The sequence below is a fragment of the Teredinibacter purpureus genome, assembly GCF_014217335.1.
Lineage (GTDB): Bacteria > Pseudomonadota > Gammaproteobacteria > Pseudomonadales > Cellvibrionaceae > Teredinibacter > Teredinibacter purpureus.
In genome coordinates this window covers 85137-109277 of sequence record NZ_CP060092.1, presented here as the reverse complement: position 1 = coordinate 109277, position 24141 = coordinate 85137, and the positions used below count along the sequence as shown (strand labels likewise).

General features: G+C 46.3%; 19 protein-coding genes. 11 read left to right on the top strand and 8 right to left on the bottom strand.

The genetic code is table 11. The features are described 5' to 3' along the window. Window positions 1–3 precede the first annotated feature (3 nt). Together serB and H5647_RS00365 are read left to right on the top strand one after the other, a co-directional pair. The gene (gene serB / locus H5647_RS00370; protein ID WP_045855555.1) at window positions 4–1215 is read left to right on the top strand and encodes a phosphoserine phosphatase SerB; all 1212 of its coding nucleotides are present in this window, start codon (window positions 4–6) and stop codon (window positions 1213–1215) included. A 226-nt stretch (window positions 1216–1441) separates the two neighbouring features. After that, window positions 1442–2761 carry an eCIS core domain-containing protein gene (locus tag H5647_RS00365; protein WP_236074711.1) on the top strand — a complete coding sequence of 440 codons (1320 nt, stop codon included), beginning with the start codon at window positions 1442–1444 and terminating at the stop codon, window positions 2759–2761. 125 nt (window positions 2762–2886) lie between these two features. On the opposite strand, the gene H5647_RS00360 is transcribed toward H5647_RS00365, so the two are convergent. The 3 genes from H5647_RS00360 to epmB form a co-directional block, all read right to left on the bottom strand. Then, complete coding sequence (locus tag H5647_RS00360) at window positions 2887–4977, bottom strand: EAL domain-containing response regulator (protein ID WP_045855554.1); 2091 nt, start codon at window positions 4975–4977, stop codon at window positions 2887–2889. 203 nt (window positions 4978–5180) lie between these two features. Beyond that, on the bottom strand, window positions 5181–6917 hold the full coding sequence (locus H5647_RS00355; protein WP_045860903.1) for a hypothetical protein: 1737 nt from the start codon (window positions 6915–6917) through the stop codon (window positions 5181–5183). Window positions 6918–7034: 117 nt separating this feature from the next. After that, window positions 7035–8060: an EF-P beta-lysylation protein EpmB gene (gene epmB / locus H5647_RS00350; protein ID WP_045855553.1), complete on the bottom strand. Its 1026-nt coding sequence runs from the start codon at window positions 8058–8060 to the stop codon at window positions 7035–7037. A 674-nt stretch (window positions 8061–8734) separates the two neighbouring features. Between epmB and H5647_RS00345 the strand changes: the two genes are divergently transcribed. Beyond that, window positions 8735–10231 (top strand): tryptophan halogenase family protein, encoded by a 1497-nt coding sequence (locus H5647_RS00345; protein ID WP_045855552.1) that lies wholly within the window; start codon window positions 8735–8737, stop codon window positions 10229–10231. Between the two features lie 239 nt (window positions 10232–10470). Here H5647_RS00345 and H5647_RS00340 read toward each other — a convergent pair whose 3' ends face one another. After that, window positions 10471–10638, bottom strand: coding sequence for a hypothetical protein (locus H5647_RS00340; protein WP_162926252.1), 168 nt, complete (start codon window positions 10636–10638; stop codon window positions 10471–10473). Window positions 10639–10698: 60 nt separating this feature from the next. On the opposite strand from H5647_RS00340, the gene H5647_RS00335 reads away from it, so the two are divergent. Continuing rightward, the gene (locus H5647_RS00335; protein WP_045855551.1) at window positions 10699–11517 is read left to right on the top strand and encodes a DUF2884 family protein; all 819 of its coding nucleotides are present in this window, start codon (window positions 10699–10701) and stop codon (window positions 11515–11517) included. Between the two features lie 76 nt (window positions 11518–11593). Here H5647_RS00335 and H5647_RS00330 read toward each other — a convergent pair whose 3' ends face one another. Further along, on the bottom strand, window positions 11594–12625 hold the full coding sequence (locus tag H5647_RS00330) for a lipase family protein (RefSeq protein ID WP_045855550.1): 1032 nt from the start codon (window positions 12623–12625) through the stop codon (window positions 11594–11596). A gap of 638 nt (window positions 12626–13263) precedes the next feature. On the opposite strand from H5647_RS00330, the gene efp reads away from it, so the two are divergent. Together efp and epmA are read left to right on the top strand one after the other, a co-directional pair. Continuing rightward, a complete protein-coding gene (gene efp / locus H5647_RS00325; RefSeq protein ID WP_045855549.1) occupies window positions 13264–13833 on the top strand; it encodes an elongation factor P in 570 nt (189 codons plus the stop codon). A gap of 71 nt (window positions 13834–13904) precedes the next feature. Next, a complete protein-coding gene (epmA, locus tag H5647_RS00320) occupies window positions 13905–14852 on the top strand; it encodes an EF-P lysine aminoacylase EpmA (protein WP_045855548.1) in 948 nt (315 codons plus the stop codon). Between the two features lie 4 nt (window positions 14853–14856). Here the strand turns inward: epmA and cysE are convergent, their stop codons facing one another. Beyond that, on the bottom strand, window positions 14857–15669 hold the full coding sequence (cysE, locus tag H5647_RS00315) for a serine O-acetyltransferase (RefSeq protein WP_045855547.1): 813 nt from the start codon (window positions 15667–15669) through the stop codon (window positions 14857–14859). A 29-nt stretch (window positions 15670–15698) separates the two neighbouring features. Here cysE and H5647_RS00310 point away from each other — a divergent pair, with 29 nt between their 5' ends. The 4 genes from H5647_RS00310 (at window position 15699) to H5647_RS00295 (ending at window position 18499) form a co-directional block, all read left to right on the top strand. Then, window positions 15699–15956 (top strand): hypothetical protein, encoded by a 258-nt coding sequence (locus tag H5647_RS00310; protein ID WP_045855546.1) that lies wholly within the window; start codon window positions 15699–15701, stop codon window positions 15954–15956. A 112-nt stretch (window positions 15957–16068) separates the two neighbouring features. Next, a complete protein-coding gene (locus H5647_RS00305; RefSeq protein ID WP_082086902.1) occupies window positions 16069–17919 on the top strand; it encodes a carbamoyltransferase family protein in 1851 nt (616 codons plus the stop codon). A gap of 11 nt (window positions 17920–17930) precedes the next feature. Continuing rightward, complete coding sequence (locus H5647_RS00300) at window positions 17931–18347, top strand: SxtJ family membrane protein (RefSeq protein ID WP_045855544.1); 417 nt, start codon at window positions 17931–17933, stop codon at window positions 18345–18347. Further along, window positions 18347–18499, top strand: coding sequence for a DUF5989 family protein (locus H5647_RS00295; RefSeq protein ID WP_162926251.1), 153 nt, complete (start codon window positions 18347–18349; stop codon window positions 18497–18499). Before H5647_RS00300 ends, H5647_RS00295 begins: the two co-directional genes overlap by 1 nt. A 131-nt stretch (window positions 18500–18630) precedes the next feature. On the opposite strand, the gene H5647_RS00290 is transcribed toward H5647_RS00295, so the two are convergent. Then, entirely contained in the window at window positions 18631–19686 is a 1056-nt protein-coding gene (locus H5647_RS00290; RefSeq protein ID WP_045855543.1) for an SGNH/GDSL hydrolase family protein, read from the bottom strand. 600 nt (window positions 19687–20286) lie between these two features. Here H5647_RS00290 and H5647_RS00285 point away from each other — a divergent pair. After that, window positions 20287–23193 carry a TonB-dependent receptor gene (locus H5647_RS00285; protein ID WP_236074709.1) on the top strand — a complete coding sequence of 969 codons (2907 nt, stop codon included), beginning with the start codon at window positions 20287–20289 and terminating at the stop codon, window positions 23191–23193. A 109-nt stretch (window positions 23194–23302) separates the two neighbouring features. Here the strand turns inward: H5647_RS00285 and H5647_RS00280 are convergent, their stop codons facing one another. After that, window positions 23303–24004, bottom strand: a complete 702-nt coding sequence (locus H5647_RS00280) for a GntR family transcriptional regulator (protein WP_045855542.1) — start codon at window positions 24002–24004, stop codon at window positions 23303–23305. Window positions 24005–24141: the final 137 nt, after the last annotated feature.

Sequence of the window (24141 nt, the reverse complement as noted above, 5' to 3'; positions counted from 1 at the left end):
GTTGTGCGTGAACTAATACTTATTAATATCTCCGGCGATGATAAACCGGGGGTTACCTCAGAAGTTACCGCTATTTTGGCGGAAAACAATGGCAATGTGCTGGATATTGGTCAAGCGGTTATCCACGATCAGCTTTCATTAGGAATGTTGGTTGAAGTACCGGATGGAAGCGATTCTTCCCCTGTCGTAAAGAATATTCTTTATCGAATGCATGACATTGGTATGCAAGTACGCTTTCAACCGATACCAGAGGGCAGCTATGCCGAATGGATTAGTCATCAAGGTAAAGAGCGGCATATTGTGACGTTGCTCGCGCGACAGATAACCGCTAGCCAAATTGCAGCGCTCACGCGCGTGGTCGCCGAGCATAACTTGAATATTGATAATATCAGCCGGTTATCGGGCCGAGTGCCATTAGACGAAAGCGATAAAGATTCTATCGCGTGCGTGGAATTTTCGGCGCGTGGCGTGGCCGGTAATATCGGGCAGCTTCGAGCAGATTTTGCAGAGCTAGCGTCTGAGCTTGATGTGGATATCGCGTTTCAGGAAGACAATATGTTCCGCCGTACACGTCGGCTGGTATGTTTTGATATGGACTCAACGCTGATTGAGGCGGAGGTCATCGATGAGCTAGCCAAGGCGGCCGGTGTCGGCGAGCAAGTTGCAGCGATAACCGAGGCCGCAATGCGCGGAGAGATCGATTTTAACGAGAGCTTTAAGCAACGCATGTCGTTATTAAAAGGGCTTGATGAGTCTGTTTTGGCTGGCATTGCCGAAAGCCTGCCGGTAACCGAAGGTGCTGAGCGGCTAATTTCAACCTTAAGTAAGCTAGGCTACAAAACGGCTATCTTATCGGGCGGATTCAATTATTTTGGTCGGTATTTGCAGGGCAAGTTGGGCATAGACTATGTCTATGCTAATGATCTAGAGATTGTCGACGGTAAAGTAACCGGTGAAGTGAACGGTGAGATTGTTAATGGTGCGCGTAAAGCTGCGTTGTTAACCGAGCTTGCCGAGCAAGAAGGCATTTCGTTGAAGCAAGTTGTCGCGGTGGGTGACGGTGCGAATGACTTGCCTATGCTTAGTATTGCGGGCTTAGGTATCGCGTTTCGTGCGAAACCGTTGGTTAGAGCGGAGGCAAAGCAAGCTATCTCGACCTTGGGTTTGGACGCGATTCTGTACTTAATGGGTTTTCGCGACCGCGAAATAGACTAAATTTGCGACTATTTGCCGCTGAGAGTGTTGGTTTTTCCGTAGTGCAGGAGTGTGTTGTTGAGCGTAACGCATGGAAAACCTTTAGCACTAAATTTCGTAATTTGGTTATGGTGTTTTAAGTGGTTTGAAAAGTTTGTTATGTTAAGGGAGTAGCGCACGTTTTAGGCGCCTCCAGCGTCCGCTCTTAAAGACCAGAGGCGAAACAAACAATAACAGGGAGCTAAACTTGAATTCATACGCGAGTCGATCACGCACAGTTGGGATGTTACCGAATGCTCTTTTTAAAAAGCGTAGCGAAAGCGATACCGTTTTTCAGGCTACGGATCATTACTCCCCGCCATTGTCGCATCGAACGCCTCAAACCTTAGTTCAAACACATCTTCAAACAAAGCCAACGGCACAGTTGCACGCTGACAATGGTTATCGTTCTGCCTCTCAGCATACACCACAGAACAACGCCAATCCTACAGGATTACCAGACACGCTTAAATCGGGTTTAGAGCGCCTTTCGGGTTATTCCATGCAGGATGTTAAGGTGCATTATAATTCCAGCAAGCCTGCACAGCTCCAAGCGCACGCCTATGCGCAAGGCTCTCATATTCATCTCGCTTCCGGCCAAGAAAAGCATTTACCGCATGAGGCATGGCATGTGGTACAGCAGAAGCAGGGGCGGGTAAGGGCGACTACGCAATTGAAAGGGCAAATGAATGTGAATGATGATTCCCGTTTAGAAAGAGAAGCGGATGTTATGGGCGAGCGAGCGGCTCACTATCGCGGGGCGCAAGCAATGGCGCACAGCAGCAGTCAATTTAATGTAGGCCATGACCGTTCGAATAACGGCGAGGCGGCAGTACAATTAAAGGTTAAAAAGTATGCGGCGGGGCGCTGGTATTCCACTTTCGACCCGTATAAAGAACATTCAACGAAAGCTAAAGCTACTGCTTATGACAAGCTGCTAAGAACCGCTGGGCGCTCAGAACTTTCGGCGCGGGTGCCAACGCTTTACACTTATACTCATACCAAACCGCATTGTAAAATAAGCAGTATTCCGCAGGGGCCTCATACCGTTGCTCATCGAGTGACCCTTTCCACGTTAACAAGTATTACAACGATGGCGGAGGTACAGGCAATTTTTGATGAGCAAGTTGTGAATGCGGATGAAGTGAACGATTTCTTGAACCACGACGAGCTGCCGCCTTCTGGAGCCTTCAACGTCCAGATACAAAAACGGTTAGATCGTTTTCTCGATGATTACGAGACCATCCACGATAACCTTATGCTAGAGCTGTCTAAGGCGTCCGGGGATCTCGTCTTAGCGAAACACTTGCTTAACCAGCTGCTAAATATGGACCCTTACGCAGTCTATGCTTGGAAAACAACCGCCGCTGCGTCCAAGGCTAGCCTGAAAGCTAAGAGCGAAGCTGTTGCCGACCCAGTATTTGCTGACATGTACGACACGCCTCCAGCAAGTAGCTTCCGAAGCCAAACCAACTTGGATGACTTTGTGGATCACCGAGAAGAGTTGTTCGATACCTATATGGGGTAGGGGCTCAGAGCGCGGGCTAAAGATTTACGAACGCTTAACGAGTGCGTTAGGGCTCTATCAGTGGGCGGACACAAAGAGTGTTTGAGGCCGATAAAGACTGGAGATGTTAATGGTGTGCGTTTGAATTAGCTTTCGGTATCAAAGTCGTAATTCATGGCGTCGACGGGGCCTTGTAGATAATAGCCTTGGATATAATGAACACCCGATTGCCACAGTTTAGAGAGAACGCTCGCATTTTCGACAAATGGAACAATGGTGATTTTATCTTCTTGGTGCAGTTGGCTGACCAGTTCGTTCAGCGCGCTAGTTGAGTCGTCGCCGCTATTTTGTAAATCGTGCGTAAAAGAACCGTCTACTTTTACATGGGTGCAAGCAACGTGTTTTAACGCGTTTAGCGGATTAAGTGCACACCCAAATCGCGTTATACCACAGCTACTACCAAGCTTCTTAATTTGTTCTGTAAACGAGGCTGCTACATTGAGGTGATCGTTAATATCAATTTCGGCCAATTGGAATACAAGTGCATCGGCCGGCAAATTGGCAGCCTTAAAAGCAACGCCAAGCCACGGAGGTAATGTGGCGTCGAGCATTGATTCTCGGCTTAAATTAAGCATTAAATGCGTTTGATGCCCATTTTTGCGGTGCTCAGATAGTATTTTTATCGATTCGAGAATAACCCAGCGGTCTATTTTGGTCGTGGCGCCTATTTGGGCTGCCGTAGACAGGAAGTCGTTGGGCGAAATTTCTTTTCCTTCTTCGTCCATCATGCGCAGTAACACTTCATAGTGTTCTTTATCTGAGCCGCGCAAACTTAAAATGGGTTGATAGAGTAATTTAAAACGGCCGGTATCGAGTGCGCGCTGCACCATGTTGGCAATATCTTTCTTCGAATCTTCTTTGGTTTCGGGTTCGTATATACGAACGTGATCGCCTTCAATGTCTTCTGCTTGAGCGATAGAGAGTGCTTTATGTGCTTGCTCAATAGGTATTTCGGCGTTGGCGGTCGTCTCGTTTATAATCGCAATACCAATGTTGTAGGTAAAGTGAAGAGTGGAACCATCGATATCAACAATGTAATTGGCAAGCTGATCACATAACTCATTGGCTCGACGAAGCGTGGTTTCCGGATCAATTTTGGGTACCAGCAACATAAAGGTATCGTCGCCGTAGCGGCAAAGAATATCTTTTTCTTTTGTGAGCGTTTTCATATAGGCGGCAATAGAACCCAGCACAATATCAGACGATGCGACGCCCAGTTTTTCTTTTACGGTTTCGGTAAAACTGTTAACACCCACATTCAGCAGTGTACTGTTGGCGTCCCCATTAGCGGCGTTGTCAACGGCTTGATGTAATGCGTCTAATAAATAGCTTCTGTTGTAGAGCCCTGTCGCGAGGTCTTGATTCTTAATGTGTTCCAGCTGTGCTTCTAGCTCTTCGCTGCCGCCATCGTTTGTTTTAATGAGAAATTGAATACAAACTTCTTCTTCATAATTTGATTTGCGAACATCCACTTTAAGGGCTCGTTCGGCTCCATCCGCGGTAATCGCCGAAAACTCCAGCATATTGGAATCGATGTCGCTGCCCTTTAGGGTGAAGTCTTTAAGAAATCGTTTGACCTTGTCTTGGTCGGCGTCTCGAATCATATCGATTACGGGCACGCACTCGAACTCATCTCTATCCTCGTGGCCTAGAAGTTCGGTGAAGGAATCGTTTGCATAGAGAAACATACCGTCTTGGACAAAAGCTATCGCATCGCGAGAGCTGTCGAGGAGTTGTTGGTTTCGCCGTTCAATCTCTTTGTGTCGGCGTTCAGCGAAACGGCGTAAATCTCGGTCTTCGCGGTGTTGGAATTCTCGTTGGATGGCCAGTAATAAATGTTGGTCTTCGTCTACTTTTACGACGTCGGCGGCACCGAGCTTTAACCCTTCAACGATAGGCTGGGAGCCTTCGTCATTGGACTGAAGTATAAAAGGTACATCTTTGTTGAGTTTTCGTATGAGCCGTATTGCGTCGAGGGGTTTTAGGCTTTGACTGCTGTCGAGGCCTATTAGGAGGTCCCAGACTTTTTCTTGGAGTAACTTGTTGAGCGCCTCAATGTTGTCTACATGTTGTGCCCGCACTGGACGGCCGGCGTTGTGTAGCATACTGATGAGACGTTCGGCTTCAGACCGCGAATCATTCAGTATTAACAATCTAATCGTTTTGTTTTGAGACATAGGTTGAAAGGCGTCGTTATCCGGTTACCTTTGTCAGAGGCGTTTAACGCTGTGTTATTACACACTCTGTCAGAGTCGGTCGGTCATTTTAATATAACCAACACGCATAAATTTCTAGGGGCGCAAGTGTACTCGATCTATAAGTATAGCCCGTGTGAAGTACCCAGCAAAAAAACGAATGAAGCGCTTCGTTTTATGCCTTTTTAATTCCAGTCGCTATCGAAACTTTGATTTCCCGCTTTTCGCGGCTTCGTTTCTTTATTTGCCGAGTCTAAGGGGTGATAGGCAAATTGGCGAACACTACTTGTTGAAAAGAGTGTTTTGGTCAATTTTACCGTAAATATGGACTCGCCATCATATATTTTTACTTTATCCGTCTCTTTGAAGGGTGCATAAGCGGTAATGATTGACGCTGGGTTCTGGCCATTTTTCTGGGCGGGTATATAGAATGCGCGCGCATAATCGGAATAGCCGCCCATATCGTACATCTGGCCCGCACCGAAGGGCTTAGGGTGGCTGGCAAGCGTTTGTATGCCGAGTTGAGAAATCCCTTTGAACTGACGTATCCAGCGTACTACTCCTATGCTCCAGCTATGTCGGCCCTTTTCTTTTATGCCTATTAATTCGCCGGACTGAAGCTTCGGCGGGATATCTTCTTTCCAGAGCAAACAGCACCCACCGGCGCTGACATTTTGCACGCTAACACTATGCGTAGGGACCTGTTCGCTGGCGCCTTTGGGAGCGTCAGTGAAGGGCGAGGCCATACTAGAAGAGAGTGTGCTTAGCACGTCGCGGCCACCGTCGAGATCGCTTTGGCCAGTAAAATCGTCGAAAGCTTGTTTGCCGCTTACATAGTAGTGCGTATTTACCAGCCCAACACATACTTCGGCGACAGTTTGCACGTCTCGGCGCTCTTGCCTTCGCTGGCTGATACTGCTCCAACAATTAAGCAGGTGGTCCATGAGAGAATCTGGAAACCCCGCTGGTACAGGAAGTTTGCCTGTGACATGGTCGATTTCGTCTTCGGCGGGCTGCGAACTATTGGTTCGAGAGTGTTTGCTTAGCAGGCTGACGAGCACCTTGAAATTCAGTTGTAATATTCGATCCGTCGATTTTCCGTCGAACCGAGATTTATACGTGGGCGGTTGATCGGCCGAAATATTAACAATATAGAAAATGTCTTTGTCTTGGTGGTGGCTGGTATGCAGCCGCCCATATTGAGCCCAAAGCTCGAACGCATCGTAAACGAGCGCTACATTTTTTTGGCTGATCTGATTAAGTTTTGCGGTGCCCATGAGTAGTACGCGCATGTAAGCCGTTTGAATATTGGTTGCGCGAGTGGTGTTTAGCAGTGCGTCTTTAACCGGTTTGGCTAGTAAGTCGAAATGATCGGCTATTTGAAATAAGGCATGTAAATGTAGCCAGAAGCCGGTGGGTGGTTGAGAGTACAGTTGATAGCTTCGGAAAAAAACGAGACCAATACCTGAAATTGCACGATGTAAAGAGGTGACTAAAAGTTCTACTTGGGCCGGCCGGAAACGTTTTATTCTGCAAAAGTCGGCTACGCATCGGCAGTAGCCATCGATCATGGCTTTTTGAATGCCTTGGGCGATAATGGCTGTTTTTTGCGCGCTTGCTGAGCTGGTCACGGAGCGATTGATAAAGGCTCCAGTGAGGCCTTCGATGGCATGTTGCGTTGCTGGCCGAACGGCTTCAAGCATTTCCAAGCGGGTTTCAGGGTCTATTTTCAAACGGCTAAATTCGGGAAGGCTTGAATAGAGAACCGCGCTGGTTTCTGATGTTTTTGTTTGGCGCAACTCTTCCACCCACGCTTTTACTTTCGCAGGTTTTTTCGAGCTACAGAAGGACAACTTACTTACGGTTGCATCATGCAACCGTAAGTTATCGATATAGCGTATTAAATTCTCTTTTGGACTCATTGTCGCTTGGAGCGGCTCCATTTCGATCGAAACTCTTCCCAGTATAGCGTCTATATTGGATGTGAAGCGTTACAGTGAATACTCTGTGACGCTCCTTTCAATCAAACATAGTTGTGGCTACAGGGGTGATTTACTGCTAGCCCCAGCTTCTTCTCTTACCAGTTTAGGCATTAAGTAGCCGGGCAATTCGGCAAGCATATGCCGATAGATATCCTTTGCTTTTCTATCGCTCACTTCAAAATGAGCTGCGCCGGAAACTCTGTCCAGCTGGTGTAGATAGTAGGGTATTACGCCACAGGTAAACAACCGTTTGCTGAGCTTAACGAGAATGTTAGCGCTGTCATTGATAGATTTCAGCAAAACGGACTGGTTGAATACAGTGACACCTGCAGACTTTAGTTGTACGAGACTTTGCTGAACGGGTGTATCAATTTCTTGGGGGTGGTTGCAATGAACCACTACAACCGTTTGTAGCGTTAAGGCGGCAAGGTTTTTCAGCAGTGTTTTTGTTATGCGGGCAGGAATAACTATGGGAAGTCGTGTGTGTATGCGCAAGCGTGTCACGTGGGGGATTTTTTCAATTTGGTTAAATAGCCAGGACAATTGACGGTCATTTAAGGTGAGAGGGTCTCCACCGCTCATGATAACTTCTTCTATAGATTCGTCATTTCTAATATAGCTTAACGCTGTCTGCCATTGTTCTCGTGATGGCGTATTTCCGCCGTAGTCAAATTCTCGTCTAAAGCAATAGCGACAGTTAATGGCGCATTGTGGTGCAGCAATAAGTAATAGCCGGCCGTGGTATTTATGAATAATACCGGGTACCGGGTTGGCCTCTTTTTCGGCTAGTGGGTCTGATGTAAAGCCTTCGGTGGCATTCGCTTCTATTCCCAGAGGCATTACTTGTCGCAATAACGGGTCATTGAGGTCACCCTTAATAATACGAGAAAGATAGGGGCGTGGTACGCGAAGCGGAAAAAGATTAGCGGCTCTTCGTGCTTCATCGAGAATCTCGAAGGGGAGTTCCAATTCTTCCAGTAATTGTTCTGGTGATGTAATAAGTTGCCCCAGCTCTTCTTGCCAGCTGCAAAGCGGAACAACTTGAATGGCATCGCTATGCGGGGGATGGAACGCGGAGGACATAGGAGTAACCATATTCTGGGTAAATAAAGGTAACGTTTAAACTATTAACCATAGCGTAAGCGAATTCGGCGCGCATTATACCTAGACTTCATCAGCCTCGCGATAACACCTCGACACTTCAGAAAAATAAAACGGTTAGGTGCTCGTAAGTTCTCGCTGAAGCGTTATTCGCTTTTCCGTGCATGCTTAATTCAGTCGCATGGCAAATTTAATTGTATGATTTATTGGGTAGACCAACAATCCTATTGTATCCAAGGGGAATGGGGACGGTTTTTCCATTCGAATAATTGTGGGTATCAACAAGCAAATGGGGGTGGGTGGCAATTATAGTTGGGGGCTATGTCGCATGAAGAGTATTTAATTCCAGCTAAGAACTATTCGTTCCGATTTAAATTGATGCCTTTCAGGCCATAACCGTTTAAGCCTTGCTGTGGTAGAGGTATTGTCATTTAGCTTCGTGGTTAACGGCAATATGCTTTGCAGGCGAGGCATGCGCCAATTGTGCCTACCTCCTATAGCGTAGCGATCGACTATTTAGGGGTAAAGAAGGCGTAATACCCTATGAACAGGTTTTTCTGATTAAAACTTAACCGGAAAATATTGATCCAAGATAAGAGTCTGATTTGCGCGTTGTGCAAAAGTACTTCGCAGAATAAAAACAAAGAGGATTTCTTGTGAGTAATAATCAAAACACCCCTCAACGAGTGGTCATTGCGGGCGGCGGTACGGCTGGTTGGATAGCGGCTGTGGCACTGTCTAAAAAGCTGGGAAGCTTGCTTAATATAACCTTAGTTGAATCAAAACAGATGGGTACAATTGGTGTGGGCGAGGCGACTATTCCCACCGCGCGTACGTTCCATAAGTTATTAGGTATTGATGAAAGCGCCTTAATGAAGGCGACTGAAGCAACCTTTAAGCTTGGAATATCGTTTGAGGATTGGGGAAAAAAAGGCGATCGCTATATTCACTCCTTTGGGCAGACAGGTAAAGAAAGTTGGCTGTCTGAATTCCAGCATTATTGGTTACATGGAAAGGCCCAAGGGTTTAGTAGTGACTTTGGTGATTACTGCTTAGAGCTACAGGCAGCGAAACAGGGTAAGTTTGCAACCTCCGATAAATCACCCATTAATTATGCTTATCATTTAGATGCATTGCTGTATGCCAAATTTCTACGTTCTATTGCTATAGAGCACGGTGTTGTACATACCGAAGGAACCATTAGCAAGGTGAATCAAAATGCCAGTACGGGGAATATAGAATCGTTAACGCTCGAATCCGGCACAACGATTGAAGGCGATTTATTTATTGATTGTACGGGGTTTGAGGCGTTGCTTATTGAGCAAACGTTAGAAACTGGGTTTGAAGATTGGTCTCACCTTTTACCCTGTGATAGCGCCGTTGCAGTACAAACTGACGTCACGGGCACACCTTTACCTATGACTCGGTCTGTCGCACTCGACGCAGGATGGCGTTGGTGTATTCCATTGCAAAACCGAATGGGAAATGGCTATGTCTACTCGAGCCGTCACATATCAGATGACGAAGCGACCGCGTCGTTATTACGAGAGGTGGAAGGAAACCCTATTAACGACCCTCGAGTCATTAAGCATCGCCCCGGTATAAGGCGAAAAGTGTGGAATAAAAATTGTGTAGCCATTGGTTTGTCAGCAGGATTTTTAGAGCCGTTAGAATCCACGGGCATACATCTATTTATGATGGGCATTACCCGATTAATGCAGTTATTTCCGTTTAATGGCGTCGATCAGTCTTTGCAAGATCAATACAATACCTTGGCCGTTGGTGAGCTTACCAGTATTCGTGATTTTATTTTACTGCATTACCACGCCACACAACGAGATGATTCGAGCTTTTGGCGTCGATGTAAAAATATGGATATCCCCGATACTTTGGCCCACCGCATTGCGTTGTTTCAAAAAAACGGTCATGCCTATCAGGCGGCGGGGGAACTCTTTAGAGTCGACTCTTGGACGCAAGTAATGTTAGGGCAGGGGATTGAACCGGAACACTATCATCACCTTGCGAAAACAATGGGCGATGACCAGTTGGCGATTTATCTTAACAGTATGAAAGACGCCATTGGCATGACCGTCGAAAAGCTACCCAGTCATCAAACGTTTATCGATCAATATTGCAAAGCAGCGGTTATATGATGTGTTGTTGATGTGAAAACGGTAATGGGCAGTGTGCAAATGGCGCTGCCTTTTTGTCTGCATCGCGGTAGATAGCGGCATGTGCGTAAGGCAATAATACCGGCACGGGTTAGTATGTTTTCTTGCGCGTACCGTAAGTGTTGATTGTTCTATTTTTCTGCGCCTATGAGCGCTCCCCCTTTTGCGTTTTTCTCTTGGCTAACGTGAACATTTGTGTTCCATTCCGGTACATGCAGATCTTAAGTCATCGCCATAAGGCTAACCAAGTGCACGAGCGCTTGTTGTGCAGGGTTCGCCAATTCAACTAATGAATGGTGCGCAAGGCTAACCATTAGGTGCTGCTGACCAATTTCCGCGTTGTTCGTATGGCCAAGCGTATGAAAGTTAACGCTTTTATGTGTTGGCATGTTTTCTGCTGTGCAGTCTTGTGCGTGTTTATAAACTGACTTTTTCAATGGAAAGACATAATGCTAACTAAAAAAATTACCGTTTTCGCTACTTATGTATTGTTGTTCATGTTCGGTTTATCTATGAGTTCGATTAGCGTTAGCGGCGACGATGTACCGCTAAACTGTGCAACCGATAAGTCTACAGATATACGTTTTGGGCTCGTAATTTCTGCCAATGAAATACATTTTATTGATGGCAAGAAAGCGGTTGTTGTGATGACGACGGGCGGTGATATGACGTTAGAGGAAAAACCTCTTAGCTTAGACGCCGATGAGAGGCTTGCGGTATTAGAATACCAGCAGGCTATTCGCGATATCTTACCCGAGATGCATACGCTGGCCATAGCCGCGTTAAAAACGGCTGAAACCGTCACTGAGTCGGTGTTTAGCGAACTATTTAAACTTGAGACCCAAGATGTCGAGGCATTACAGACGTTGCTAGCGCTCTCGCAAGAAAAAGTGAACGCGTATTTTTCGACCGACACGTTTCATTTTAATCGGGGCGTAGAGCTACATGAAAACCAATCGCCTTATAGTGACGATTTCGAGCGTGAATTTGAGGCGGCCGTTGAAGCGTTAATGGAGGACGTGACCTTTCGCGCAATGGGCAATGTGATGAGTGAACTATTTTCCTCTGACGGGAATATGGAAGACTTTGGCAAAAAAATGGAGGAGATGGGTAAAAATATCGAAGCGTCTGTGGGGGCGATGGCCCTAGATTTGAATGGTCAGACTACGGCACTGTGTCGTGCTGTTGACGATATTGCTCGAAAAGAAACAGAGGTAATAGCGGCAATTGCTGAATTCAAACCTTATGGGCTTATCGCTTCTTACTAGCGAGTATGTTTTTACAGCACGCCTCGGGAATAAGTAACCGTGGTGTGCTGTAGGGGTGAATGTAATCGACAAAAAGTTATTTATAGCTGTCGACTAGTGTTAAGAACGCTTGCCCTTGTTCATTCCCCAAAACAATCAAGGGGTATGAATGGTCGTGTTGATAGCCTGCTTGCGAAAAATATTGATCCCCTTGTGACGCATCTAGTGGGAATGTTATAGGGACTGATGTTTCGATTTGCGTGTAGTGTTTATTTTCTGTCGCAACGATAATGAGATCGAGTAATATTTTGTATTTTTCGTCGAGCTTAATTGAAATGCTATCGTAAAGATTAGGCATTTGCTCTAACGTAGATTTTTCCCATGCATGAGGTACAACATCGTTGGTGTTGTGAATTCGACGTATAGGGGCTTTAGCAAATTGGCGATTCGAGTAAGCGGCAAATTCAGCGTTTCCAGCCGTTGCACCGGCAAAAGCCGTACAACTGATTGTAGCATTTGAGTCAGGGTCAAATCCGCCAACAACGCCTTGTGAATCTTTAAAGTGCAGCGCGGTGGTGGGAGCCAGTGCGCCACCAAGGCTATGGCCAGTAAAGCAAATATTCACAGGTGTTTGCGTAAGGCCTGTAAGGAACGTTGTGATGCACTGTTTCTCGCCGGGCAATCCCGAATCTGGCACTAATTTATCTAATAGCAAATGAACGCCATTGTGTGTGGCGTTGGAAATTTTTGCCGAAGGTGCGCCGGGCCAATCTTTCATGCCCAAGACATCAAAATCTTCAAATATCCAGTCAAGTGTTGCCGTAGCGTTTGTCCCTCGAATGGCAACGTAATAATTATTCGGCGCCGATATTTGGCGAGCAACGAACATGCCGCTGTCTTGCGCCTTGGCTTCTGGGTAGGTATAAATACTGGGCCCCCACACTATTTCCCAATCGGGCTGGCCGTTTAGGCAGAGCGTGGGCGTTGTCGCAATTACCGTGAGTATGTCGCTCAGTATTTTCTGTGTTGTACCCTCGGTTTGAGGACGCGATTCGCCGATATAACTGAGAAAGGCAAAGCAAACGCTAAGAGGGTCGGTAGTTGCTGGGGTATAGGTATTCGCACTCATTGGGCTATCCTTTTTGTTGTAATTGTCATTGCGTAGTTGAGTTGGCAGTCGGTTGTTTTGCCCTTCTCTTTCATGTTGAAAAGAATGGAATCGGTGTAGGGTATCTTCGGGTTAGTTTTATTGACCTTCGGTTTTCATCCGCTAGGTTTTTTCGGTATTTTTTTATGGTTAACAAAGGTAGTAAAACATAGATTCTAGTAGCGGTGAAAAAAAACTGAAAAACTGAACATCAGCGTGTACCCGGTGGTTGTGTATCGGTATTTTAACGTGTGAGACAGAGGGTATTGCCGAGGGGTTTTATCGGGCGATGTGCGGTACCTAAATTAAACGCCCTAGCCAATCGTTAAACGAAAAAAGTGAATAAGAATGCCATGCGCCTCCCTGTTAGGCGTGGGGCTTCGCAGCCCATTAGCATCGCTCTGCTCGATTGCCTTGCGTGAAAGAGGGGGCTCAATCTCGCTCTTGTTATCCTCAGCCCCCAAGCTCCTGTATAATGCGCGTCACTTTGGATTAAGGTGGCCGCTAAATTGTAGTGTTGGGCGTTTTACCCCGTATTACGGGCAATATCTTTCTGGCAAAAACCTTTAAAAACAGTAACTTATGGCATTTTGCCAGTTTTCAGATAGGCGAGAGTATCGATGGGCACTATTTCAACTAACGAATTTAAAAGCGGTTTAAAGGTCATGTTAGATGGAGATCCGTGCTCCATTGTCGAAAATGAGTTAGTAAAGCCGGGCAAGGGCCAGGCATTTAGCCGGGTTCGATTGAAAAACTTAAGAACTGGACGTGTGTGGGAGCGTACCTTCAAATCGGGCGAATCTTTAGAGGGTGCCGATGTTATGGATCGAGATATGCAGTACCTTTATACCGACGGCGAATTTTGGCACTTTATGGAGCCAGAATCTTTTGAGCAGCACCAGGGTGACGCTACTGTGGTAGGTGAAGCGGCGAAGTGGTTAAGCGAGCAAGATACTGTTGTGGTAACGCTCTATAACGGATCTCCGTTAGCCGTTTTACCCCCTAATCATGTTGAGTTAGAAGTTACGGAAACGGATCCAGGTTTGAAAGGCGATACAGCTCAAGGCGGTACCAAGCCGGCAACCTTGTCAACTGGAGCCGTTGTAAAGGTACCTTTATTTTTATCTACAGGCGAAGTTGTGCGGGTGGATACACGTACCGGCGAATATATTGGTCGTGCGAGCAAATAATAAAACGATGTTTATGATGATTCAAAAGGCCAGCATTGCGCTGGCCTTTTTTGTGTATAACAGGAGTGGTTATGACGTGGCAGCCCACCGCCTCAATTGAAAATTTGCAGCTGCGCGCCCGAGTATTAAGCGACATTCGTTCTTTTTTTGTCGAGAAAGGTGTTTATGAAGTAGAGGTACCGTTACTGTCAAAGACAACCGTCACAGACCCTCATATAGACAGCCTGCAAGTTCACGATGTTTGTCGTCGGGGTGATAACGCGTATCTACAGACCTCGCCGGAGTATTTTATGAAGCGCCTTTTGGCGGCGGGTAGTGGCTCCATTTATTCTATGGCGAAGGCTTTTCGTAAGGATGAAGCCGGTCGGCATCATAATCCCGAATTCACAATGCTCGAGTGGTACCGCTTAGGCTTGGATGATCGGGTATTAGCAAGAGAGGTTGTCGAGTTACTACAGACCCTGAAACCAATGGTGGCGGTGCGCTATTGCACTTACGCGGAAGTATTTGAAAAGGCTTGCGGGTTGAACCCTCATCGTGTCAGCACGCAAGCGTTGCGAGCTTTGGCGAAAGAACGATTAGATATTGATTGGCAGGACGAGGATAGAGGTGTGTGGCTCGATCTATTGTTTACGCATTTGGTTGAACCTACATTGGGTGCCAGTATCGTGGTCGTATTCGATTACCCTGTCTGTCAGAGTGCTCTCGCTAGAGTGACACTAAATGAGACAGGTGAACAGATTGCACGCCGGTTTGAGGTCTATTGGGGTGGCCTAGAGTTAGCCAATGGCTATTGGGAGCTTACCGATGGCACCGAGCAGAAAGCGCGTTTCGATTCTGACTGCGATGCAAGGGTCGCGCTAGGGCGCGCCCCCATCGCGCCCGACAATGCTTTGCTGGAGGCTATGTCGGCCGGTATGCCTGCATGTGCTGGCGTCGCTTTAGGCGTAGACCGTTTAATGATGTGTTTATTCGGCGCTCAACACATTGCCCAGGTTGCCAGTTTCACCTGGGAATAAAAGGTTAGCGGTCACAGTTAATTTGGTGGTTCATGTCCAATGCCGGCGAATCGGTGGCGGGTTTGCCCACGGGTTCGGCAGGCACACCGACAACCGTGGTATGCGCGGCTACTGCTTTTAGCACCACACTGCCTGCGCCTACTTTTGCGCCGGCGCCAATTTCGATATTGCCCAATATTTTAGCGCCCGCACTAATGAGAACGCCCTGACGAATTTTAGGATGGCGATCATGTGCTTCTTTACCGGTTCCTCCTAAAGTAACGTTCTGCATAATTGAAACATCATCTTCCACAACCGTGGTTTCACCAATAACAATTCCTGTCGCATGATCGAGCATAATGCCCTTACCCATCTTGGCTGCGGGGTGGATATCAACACCAAACGTAAGTGCCGTATGGCTCTGCAGGAAATACGCGAGAGATTTACGGCCTTGCAGCCAAAGGCAGTGAGCTATGCGGTGGGCTTGTAGTGCATGAAAGCCCTTAAAGTAGAGAAACGGCAATAAGTAAGACTCGCAGGCAGAATCTCGATCGTAGATGGCTCTTATGTCGGCACGCACCGTCTCGCCAAGACAGCAGTCTTGGCGTATGGAGTCTTCGATAATCTCGCGGATCTGCAGCGCGGATATGGCTGGGCTGGCCAGCTTATTCGCCAAATGAAAGCTTAAAGCGCTTTCTAGTGTATCGTGGTTCAAAATTGTTGCATGAAAAAAGCTGGCTAAAGCGGGTTCTATATTCGCTTCTTGTTGCGACTCGTCTCGAATGGTTTCCCATACAGTATCGCGATCTACGGTCGAATTGGGCGTGTTTACCTGCATGGTAAAGCTCCAGAGTCATTATTAGATGAATGCACGCTATTATTGGGGCTTATACGCCAGATTTCCAGCGAGAAGCGAACGCAGTGTACGCCGATAGGTGTGAAGAGTGCGCTATGGCGCGTATTGGCGCCCCTTTGCTGTGGGCATTTCATGAGCAAACTGCTAGTATTTCTGATCCTGCTGTTAGTAAAGAGAACTGGTCGAATATTAATTGCAGGGCATCAGCGGGTAAAATTGGCCGGTATTCAATCGGTCCAGCCGTACCGACTAGATATTCCACGGGCTGATGGGCAAAACGCTATTAAAATTTTAATAATAAAAAAGGGCGTTGTAGTCGTAAATACTGGTACATAACTCTATTCCCCAGTCTTTTGTCGGTTGCAGTGCGAAGGAATCCACGTGAAAAATAAAACTATAATCTTAGGTTTGTCTGCTTACTATCATGATAGTGCAGCGGCTTTAGTTGTAGACGGTAATATTATTGCCGCTGCACAGGAAGAGCGATTTACGCGTAAAAAGCATGATCCTGCCTTTCCTGCAAAAGCTATTGAATATTGTTTACAAGAGGCTGAAATATCATTGGCCGACGTAACGCATATTGTCTTTTACGATAAGCCATTAGTTAAATTCGAACGTTTGCTTGAAACGTATCTCCATTATGCTCCCTTTGGGATTCGCTCGTTTATAGCGGCAATGCCGGTGTGGTTAAAAGAAAAGTTATTCTTGAAAGCGACACTTAAAAAAGCGCTAACGGCAATGAGTGGAATTCCAACAAAAGAATTACCGCAATTGCTTTTTAATGACCATCATCGCTCTCATGCAGCCTCTGCTTATTACCCCAGCCCTTATGAAAAAGCGGCGGTAATGTGTTTGGATGGCGTTGGAGAGTGGGCGACCAGTACGGTTTGGCTGGGCGATGGTAAAAAGCTTACGCCTTTGTGGGAAATAGATTTTCCCCACTCGTTGGGTTTACTTTACTCCGCGTTTACGTATTACACCGGTTTTAAAGTGAATGCCGGAGAGTACAAGTTAATGGGGTTGGCACCCTACGGTGAACCCACCTACGTAGATTTAATTTACGATAATATTATTGAAGTGCGCGAAGACGGTACATTCCGTTTAGATATGAGCTATTTTAATTATGCCACTGGCTTAACCATGGTCAGCCAGAAATTTTGCGATTTATTTGGTGGGCCACGCCGAGAGCCTGAGTCAGATTTTGGCCAAAGAGAAATGGATCTCGCTCGTTCTATTCAAGTTGTAACGGAAGAAATCATATTAAAACTGGCCAAAACGGTTCAAAAAGAAACCGGCTGCGATAATTTATGTATGGCAGGCGGGGTAGCACTCAACTGTGTCGCAAACGGCCGTTTATTGCGCGAAGGCGCATTCAAAAATATTTGGGTGCAACCTGCTGCAGGCGATGCCGGTGGGGCGCTGGGCGCTGCGCTAAGTTGCTGGCATGAGTATCTTGATAATGAGCGTGAAGCGAACCCTCAGGATAGTATGAAAGGTTCTTATTTAGGCTCGAGTCATGGTGATGACGAAATTAAAGCCTACCTAGATTCTATCGGCGCAAAATATCAGCGAATGGATGACGTGGAGCTGCTTCCTGAACTCGCCGGTACGTTAGCGGATGATAAAATTGTGGGGTGGTTTCAGGGCCGAATGGAGTTTGGGCCTCGGTCGCTTGGTGGGCGTTCTATCCTTGGTAATCCTCGCAGTACGAATACACAGTCCACCATGAACCTGAAAATTAAATACCGTGAATCTTTTCGGCCTTTTGCACCGGCGTGTAAAGCAGATAAAGTTTCGGAGTGGTTTGAAATCGATGAAAGCAGTCCGTATATGCTGATGGTAGCACCGGTTAAGAAAGAGAAATGTTTTGATACCACGGAAGAACAGAACAAACTTTTCGGCATAGAAAAGTTGAATGTACCTCGATCTGAAATTCCAGCGGTAACTCATGTCGATTATTCGGCGAGAATTCAAACCATTCATAGTGAGACGAACCCACGTTTTTACGGTTTAATTGATAAGTTTGAAGAAAAAACAGGCTGCCCTGTGGTGGTTAACACCTCGTTCAACGTACGTGGTGAGCCCATTGTGTGTTCTCCCGAAGATGCTTATCGGTGTTTTATGCGTACCGAAATGGATTGCTTGGTTATCGAGCAATACCGTATGTTTAAAGATGAGCAGCCTGAATGGGAAGAGCAAGGTGATTGGCGTGAAGAATTTGAGCTGGACTAAGGGGAAACAAAATGAGCAATAATTTCATTGTAAAAGTTGATAACCCCGGCGCTGTAGAATTGCGTAAATTTGGGGTTATAAGCGCGGCGTTTTTTGTGGCAATATTTGCCCTATTACTGCCATGGGTATTTGAGCATGGAATGCCTCAATGGCCGTGGATAGTGGCAGCGGTACTCATCGTGTGGGCACTTGTATGGCCCGCGTCATTGTTTATTGTATACGTGCCGTGGATGAAAATTGGTGGGGTGTTGGGTTACATAAACACTCGTATATTATTGGGTGCTGTTTTTTATGTATTAATAACACCCGTTGGCTTTGTTGTACGACTCTTTGGTTCGTCCAACATTAAATCCCATGAAACAGATGAATCTAGCTTTAGGGTTGAAAGCCATAAGCCAGATCACACGCATATGGAGAATCCTTACTAATGGGCGAATTATTAATCGATTTGTGGGGCTTTATGAAAGCCCGTAAGAAGTTCTGGTTAGCCCCTATTATCTTAGTGTTGTTGTTATTAGGTGCTTTAATTGTATTCGCACAAGGTTCAGCGGTAGCGCCGTTTATATATACCTTATTTTAAAAACGAAGCAGCCTAAGCGGGCGTTTCGCTCCTACTTAGGCTGCTGAATGTTTAGTCTTAAAGTGGTTTGAATATGAGCCACTGAAAAGCGAAGTACTATTAAGCATAGTGCTTCGCTTTTTTTGTTGTGGTTACGGCTTTGCGCGCAGTATATTGCTTGCCGCATTGGCTAGCATTTCGCCAGCGCAACGATTGCCTTCAATGTTGGGATGATAGCGGTCAAAACTAATGGTGTAGTTCTCTGGCAGCGTTTGTTTACATTGCTGGAACGGCGCAAGAAGATCAATGTGATTGAACCCGTGTTTTTGTGTCAACTGTGCAATGGACGCATGTTCGTCGGCAAAGGCGTAATTCTCTGCAATTAAACCTTCATCTTTCTCTCCAAAATTTGGAAATACCGCAACAAGCACTTCGAAGCCATAGTCTTTCGATAGCTGCTCCAGCTCTGCGAATGAGCCCTCTACGGTATCCACATAAAATTGATCAACGGACTCCTGACTATTCTGTCGTGTGCTTCCAGAGCTTACGCCGATAACGTTATAGCGAATAAAACGCAAGAGTGTACTGTGGCGTTCAACAAAGCTAATAGAGCCCGCGCTGGCTTGTCCTTCTTGCGCAGTTTTTTGTTGCTCGGCTAATAGAAGGCCATAAATATTGCCATCATCTTGGAACCGGTCGTTTAGACAGTACGCCACCACAACTAGATCCGGTTTGTAAGGGAGGCCGCGCTCACGCAAAGTCTCGATTTCTTGGGAGGAGTTATAACCTGAAACGCCGAAGTTCATAACGTCGGATTTTAGCCCGCGTTGATTGAGAGTTTGCTCCATAACGGAGGTGAAGGTATTTTCATCACCGCGAATCCATAGACCAGCGGTTACGCTATCGCCAATAACCGCTATACGTTGGGAGCCTGGGGCTTTTTCGAGTGGGTGATCATAATCGCGATAGCCCATATTATTACTGCGGCCAATATAACCAAAGAACTGAGCCGATTGCCCTTCGCTGTTTAAATTGGGAATGGGTTCATAGCCAATGCGTGTGTTTTCAGAGAGGCGAACGCGCCATTTCTCCACGTAAACAATTTCGGGCGCAATGCCGGCTACGCGTATGACGATTTCACATAGGCTCAGTGCAATAGCCAAGCTAAAAGCGCTGAGAAGGGTATTTGTCAGTATTTTTTTAATCATGAGTTTATCGTTATTGTTTTTCGAGTGAATAATGATTGAGTGTATGCGTGCGAACGCAAACCTTTTCTTATTATTGGCCGTTTTCAGACCTTAGCGCTTTTAGACACCGGTTCCACTTGAAAGCGAATACTGCTGGGGGTGTAAAGTGCCGTGAACACTAACCATACCATGAATTCGGTGGGGCGCTCTTCAGTCGTGTGTGGGATTTAGCCCGATTCCTTGTGTTTTTGTTGCTGAAATGGGTATTGGCGAGTACGTGATAATGGTTGTGCGGGTTGCCTTAACGGCCTTGTTACTCTCTTGTTACGGGGCCGCCAGTCACTAACGCTCTCCCCTTCGGCAATCTCGTAATAAGCGATGTTACACGTCTTATTGTACGTTGCGATATTAAGGCGGAAAAGCAACGTTATTGATTGACCCCATAACCAGAAGAGCTTACGATTCACACAATCCAGAGTTCATGTATACAAGAACTCTGGAACTCCAGGTACCTCTATGGGAAGCACCAATGAACGTTATCCTTTCGTTATTGCGACGGGATAGGTGGTGAGGGAACCTGGTCTGATCAAAAAACAAGCGACAATAAGAGAGGATCATTCTGTGGAAATAAACAACGTATTTACATTAAGCAAAGCAGGCCTACTGAGTTTGTGCATTACAGCGAGCATCGCGCAGGCTCAAGTACAAAACGAGGAGATAGAGGAAGAGGTTTATGTTACGGGCTACCGTGGTGCGCTCTTAAACTCTACTGCAGCAAAACGCGATTCTGTAGGCTTTTCAGACGAAGTTTTTGCCGATGATATGGGTAAAATGCCTAGCCTTAACTTGGCAGAATCATTGGCACGTATTCCTGGCGTAAAAATTAACCGTGAAGTAACCGGTGAAGGTCAGCAGATTTCTGTACGTGGTCTTGGCCCTAGCTTCACCAAAGTTGCCTTGAATGGTAACTCAATTGCCGTAGCGTCTTCTGGTAGCCTTGATGCGGGTAACCGGGACCGTCAGGTTGACCTGGATTTATTTCCGACTGAATTGTTTGGTAGTTTAGCGGTTGATAAAACGACTAAAGCGGGTCAGCTTGAAGGTGGCGTTTCTGGTTACGTGAATATGCGTACTGCTCGTGCTTCCGATATGGGCGAAGGACACAATTTCCGCTTCTCAGTAAACGGCGATTACCGTGAAACTGCCGATAGCATGAGTCCTAAAATTGCGGGCACCTATAGTTTCTCTAATGATACTTTTGGCGCTTTAGTCACTGTTGTAAGCAAGTCAACCGAAACTCGTGTTGATGGCTTTGAGCAAGATGCCAACTATCAAAACGGTTGTACCGCAGAATGGGTTGATGCAGCGGATGACGACGGCAATCCAATACGCGCCGCACAGTGTGTTGAGGGTAGTACCGGCTGGAACAACTTCAACTACACCAACATTGCCTCTGCAGACTATGCTGCGGCGCATGCCGGTGTTAGTGCGGGTGACTTGGTCGATATTAACGCCGTATCGGGTTTGACTGATGACCAATTAGATAACTTCGGCATGGGTCGTATCATGCGCATGATGTCTAGTGCCGGTACAAAAGATAATGTGTCTGCGTTGGTATCGCTAGAGTATCGTCCGAATGACAACATGGAATTTGCATTAGATATTATTAGCGCTGACTCTAATGCTGAATCGGAGCGTACAGAAGCAATGCTGATTTACCGCAATAATTTACTGCGTAATGATTTGGCATGGCTTCCAGAAAATATTCAGTTAGTTGATCGTGGCGCAGGCGATCGTATAGTTAGTGGTACTTTCTACAGTGCGCGCCCCTGGATTGGAACTCGTGCCTACGAAGAAGAGTTGAACTTCACGAGTGTTATGCCAAGCATGAGCTGGCAGATTAACGATACGTTAAGTGTCGACGTTTCTATGAGCCACACTGAGTCCGACTTCGTGCGTGACGAACCTTATGTGTTTTACTATGCACCAGAAGGTACGATCGATTTTGGCTATACCGATAGCAGCATTGTACCCACTATGGGCTTTACCCAAGATTTGTCTTCAGCGGATATCGGTTGGACAATGATTGCTGGCCCTCAAAATGGTAACGAAGGCGAAAATCAGAACCCTACTTTCCGCTATCAGCACAATGAACGTCAAACTGAAACCAACGGTTTCCACGCAGATTTTTCTTTAGGCGAAGATGCAGAGCGTAACGGCTTTAAGTTTGGCCTTTCTTCTGATGAAATTACCGTGAACTCTCAGGGGTTCAGCGGCGGTACGTTTGGCGACCATATTAGCGCCAATGCGCCCAACCTTGTTGCTGAATTCGGTAACTATATCGTTGATGCTCCCTATAACGATCTGGGTAAAAATATCGATGGCTATAACGGTATTACGGGTATTGCAGCGGTTGATTGGGCTGGGCTGAAAAGTGCAGTTAACTATGATGCTTATGTACCAGAGGAGGGTACTGGTGACCAATTTGGCGCAACGGTAGGTAGTATTTCTGAATCTGTATTTGCCGTTTACGGTGAATATAACAAAGAGCTAGAAGTTAATGGTCAGCCCTTGCGTACAAACACTGGCCTTCGTTATGTCAATACTGATCAGAATGTTTCCACCCTTAATGGTGAAACTAACGAGCAGTACAGTAAGCTTCTACCCTCGTTTAGTGCGGTATTGGATGTTGTTGAAGACGTTAAACTACGGGTAAGTGTTTCGCGCAGTTTGACCCGTGCAGACCCATCTAAAATGTTCCCAAGTTCTAACTGGAGCAGTAATGGTATTGAAAACGTTTCTACCGGTAATCCAGAATTAGAGCCATTTGAAGCGACCAACTTTGATTTTGGTGGTGAATACTACTTCACTGAAATGGCATACCTTGGTTGGAACTTCTACCAGAAAAACATCACCGGCTTCACCGAAGCGTCAACGACCCAAGTGCAGTTTGCTGAATTAACCGACTGGGGTATTGATATTAATGCGCTCAGCGATAACCAAGCAGCGGATTTAGCGTCTTGTGGTGGCGTAAATTCGTCGCAATGCATGGTGAATATCAATAGCAACGATAATATCGAAGGCACCGTTGAGCTGACTGGCTTTGAAGTTATCTGGGTTCAACCTTTGGACGTTATTGTTGAAGGTTTAGGCTTTAACGCCAGCGCTAACAAAATTAGCCAGAAGTCTGATGAAGGCACGCTTATCGGTGGTATTTCTGATTCGTATAACTTCACTGGTTACTACGAGAATGAAGACTTCCAAGCACGCGTGACTTATTACTTCCAAGAAGGTGCTGATGCCGGTAATGTTTGGGGAACTGACTTGTTCTCGCGTGATCGCGCGCAGGTTGACGTTTCTGCAAGCTATAACCTTCCAGTAATGGAAGATTACGGTTTAATGTTGACCTTTGATGCGTATAACTTAACGAATGAACCTATCTCTTCATACCTTGAAGACGATAGCCAAACGTTCCGAGCCTACTTCCCAGGTGCAACGTATAGTTTCGGTATTCGCGGCAGTTTCTAAATTTCTGTGCAAAAGCTTTCATTTTTGAAAGCCCATTACAATCAAAGCGTCTGCCTTTCGGTAGGCGCTTTTTTTATGGGCGCCGCTATTAATTATTAGAATCAACCAATCAATCAAAATATTCTGGATGCATATCGGGTGCAACCTTCAAAATATTAAATACATCTTTAAGGTGTGCAGACATCGCTTGCTTTGCTTTTTCAGTTGAGCCAGATTTAATCGCGGCCAAAATAGCTTTGTGCTGGTTAATCACGTGATCGTATTGGCCGGTAACTTCGACAAGGCTTAAATTACGCACCCGATCCATATGTGCTTTCTCTGCCTCAACTTCTTGGCCAACACGTGAGAAACCGGTGGCATTCGAAAGCGTTTGATGAAACTGATCATCAAGATGTTGAAAGGCGAGCGCGTCCTCATTGCGTGCGGCCTCTTGTTGCGCTTCAATGATATGTTCGCAATCATCGAATAGAGACTGATCGGCATGTTCCGCAAGATGGCAAGCGACCGCAACCTCAATGGCTTCACGTAGAAAGCGTGACTCTAAAATGAGATGCATACTAAGCTTGGTGACAAATGTTCCGCGTTGGGGCCGAATTTCGACAAACCCGAGTGAAGCCAGCCTCGCCAGTGCTGCGCGTACCGGTGTTCGGCTTACACCAAATTTGTCGGCAAGCAAATTTTCGGGGATCTTTTCACCCGGCAATAACTCCATACCTACGATTTCGTCGCGAATATAATCAAACAATTGGCTAGGCGTGGAGCGGTGGAAGGAAATTGGCTGAGCGGAATGATGATCTTTTTTTGTTTTCATTATGATGATTTTCCGTAGGTTTACTTATGCTGACGGCGCATAGTCAACTAGCCTAGAAGAACAAAGCTGAACTGGGAGATGCCCCCGAAGCCGCGTCAGGACGTTTACAGAAGCTACGTGTTCGTTAATACAATAAC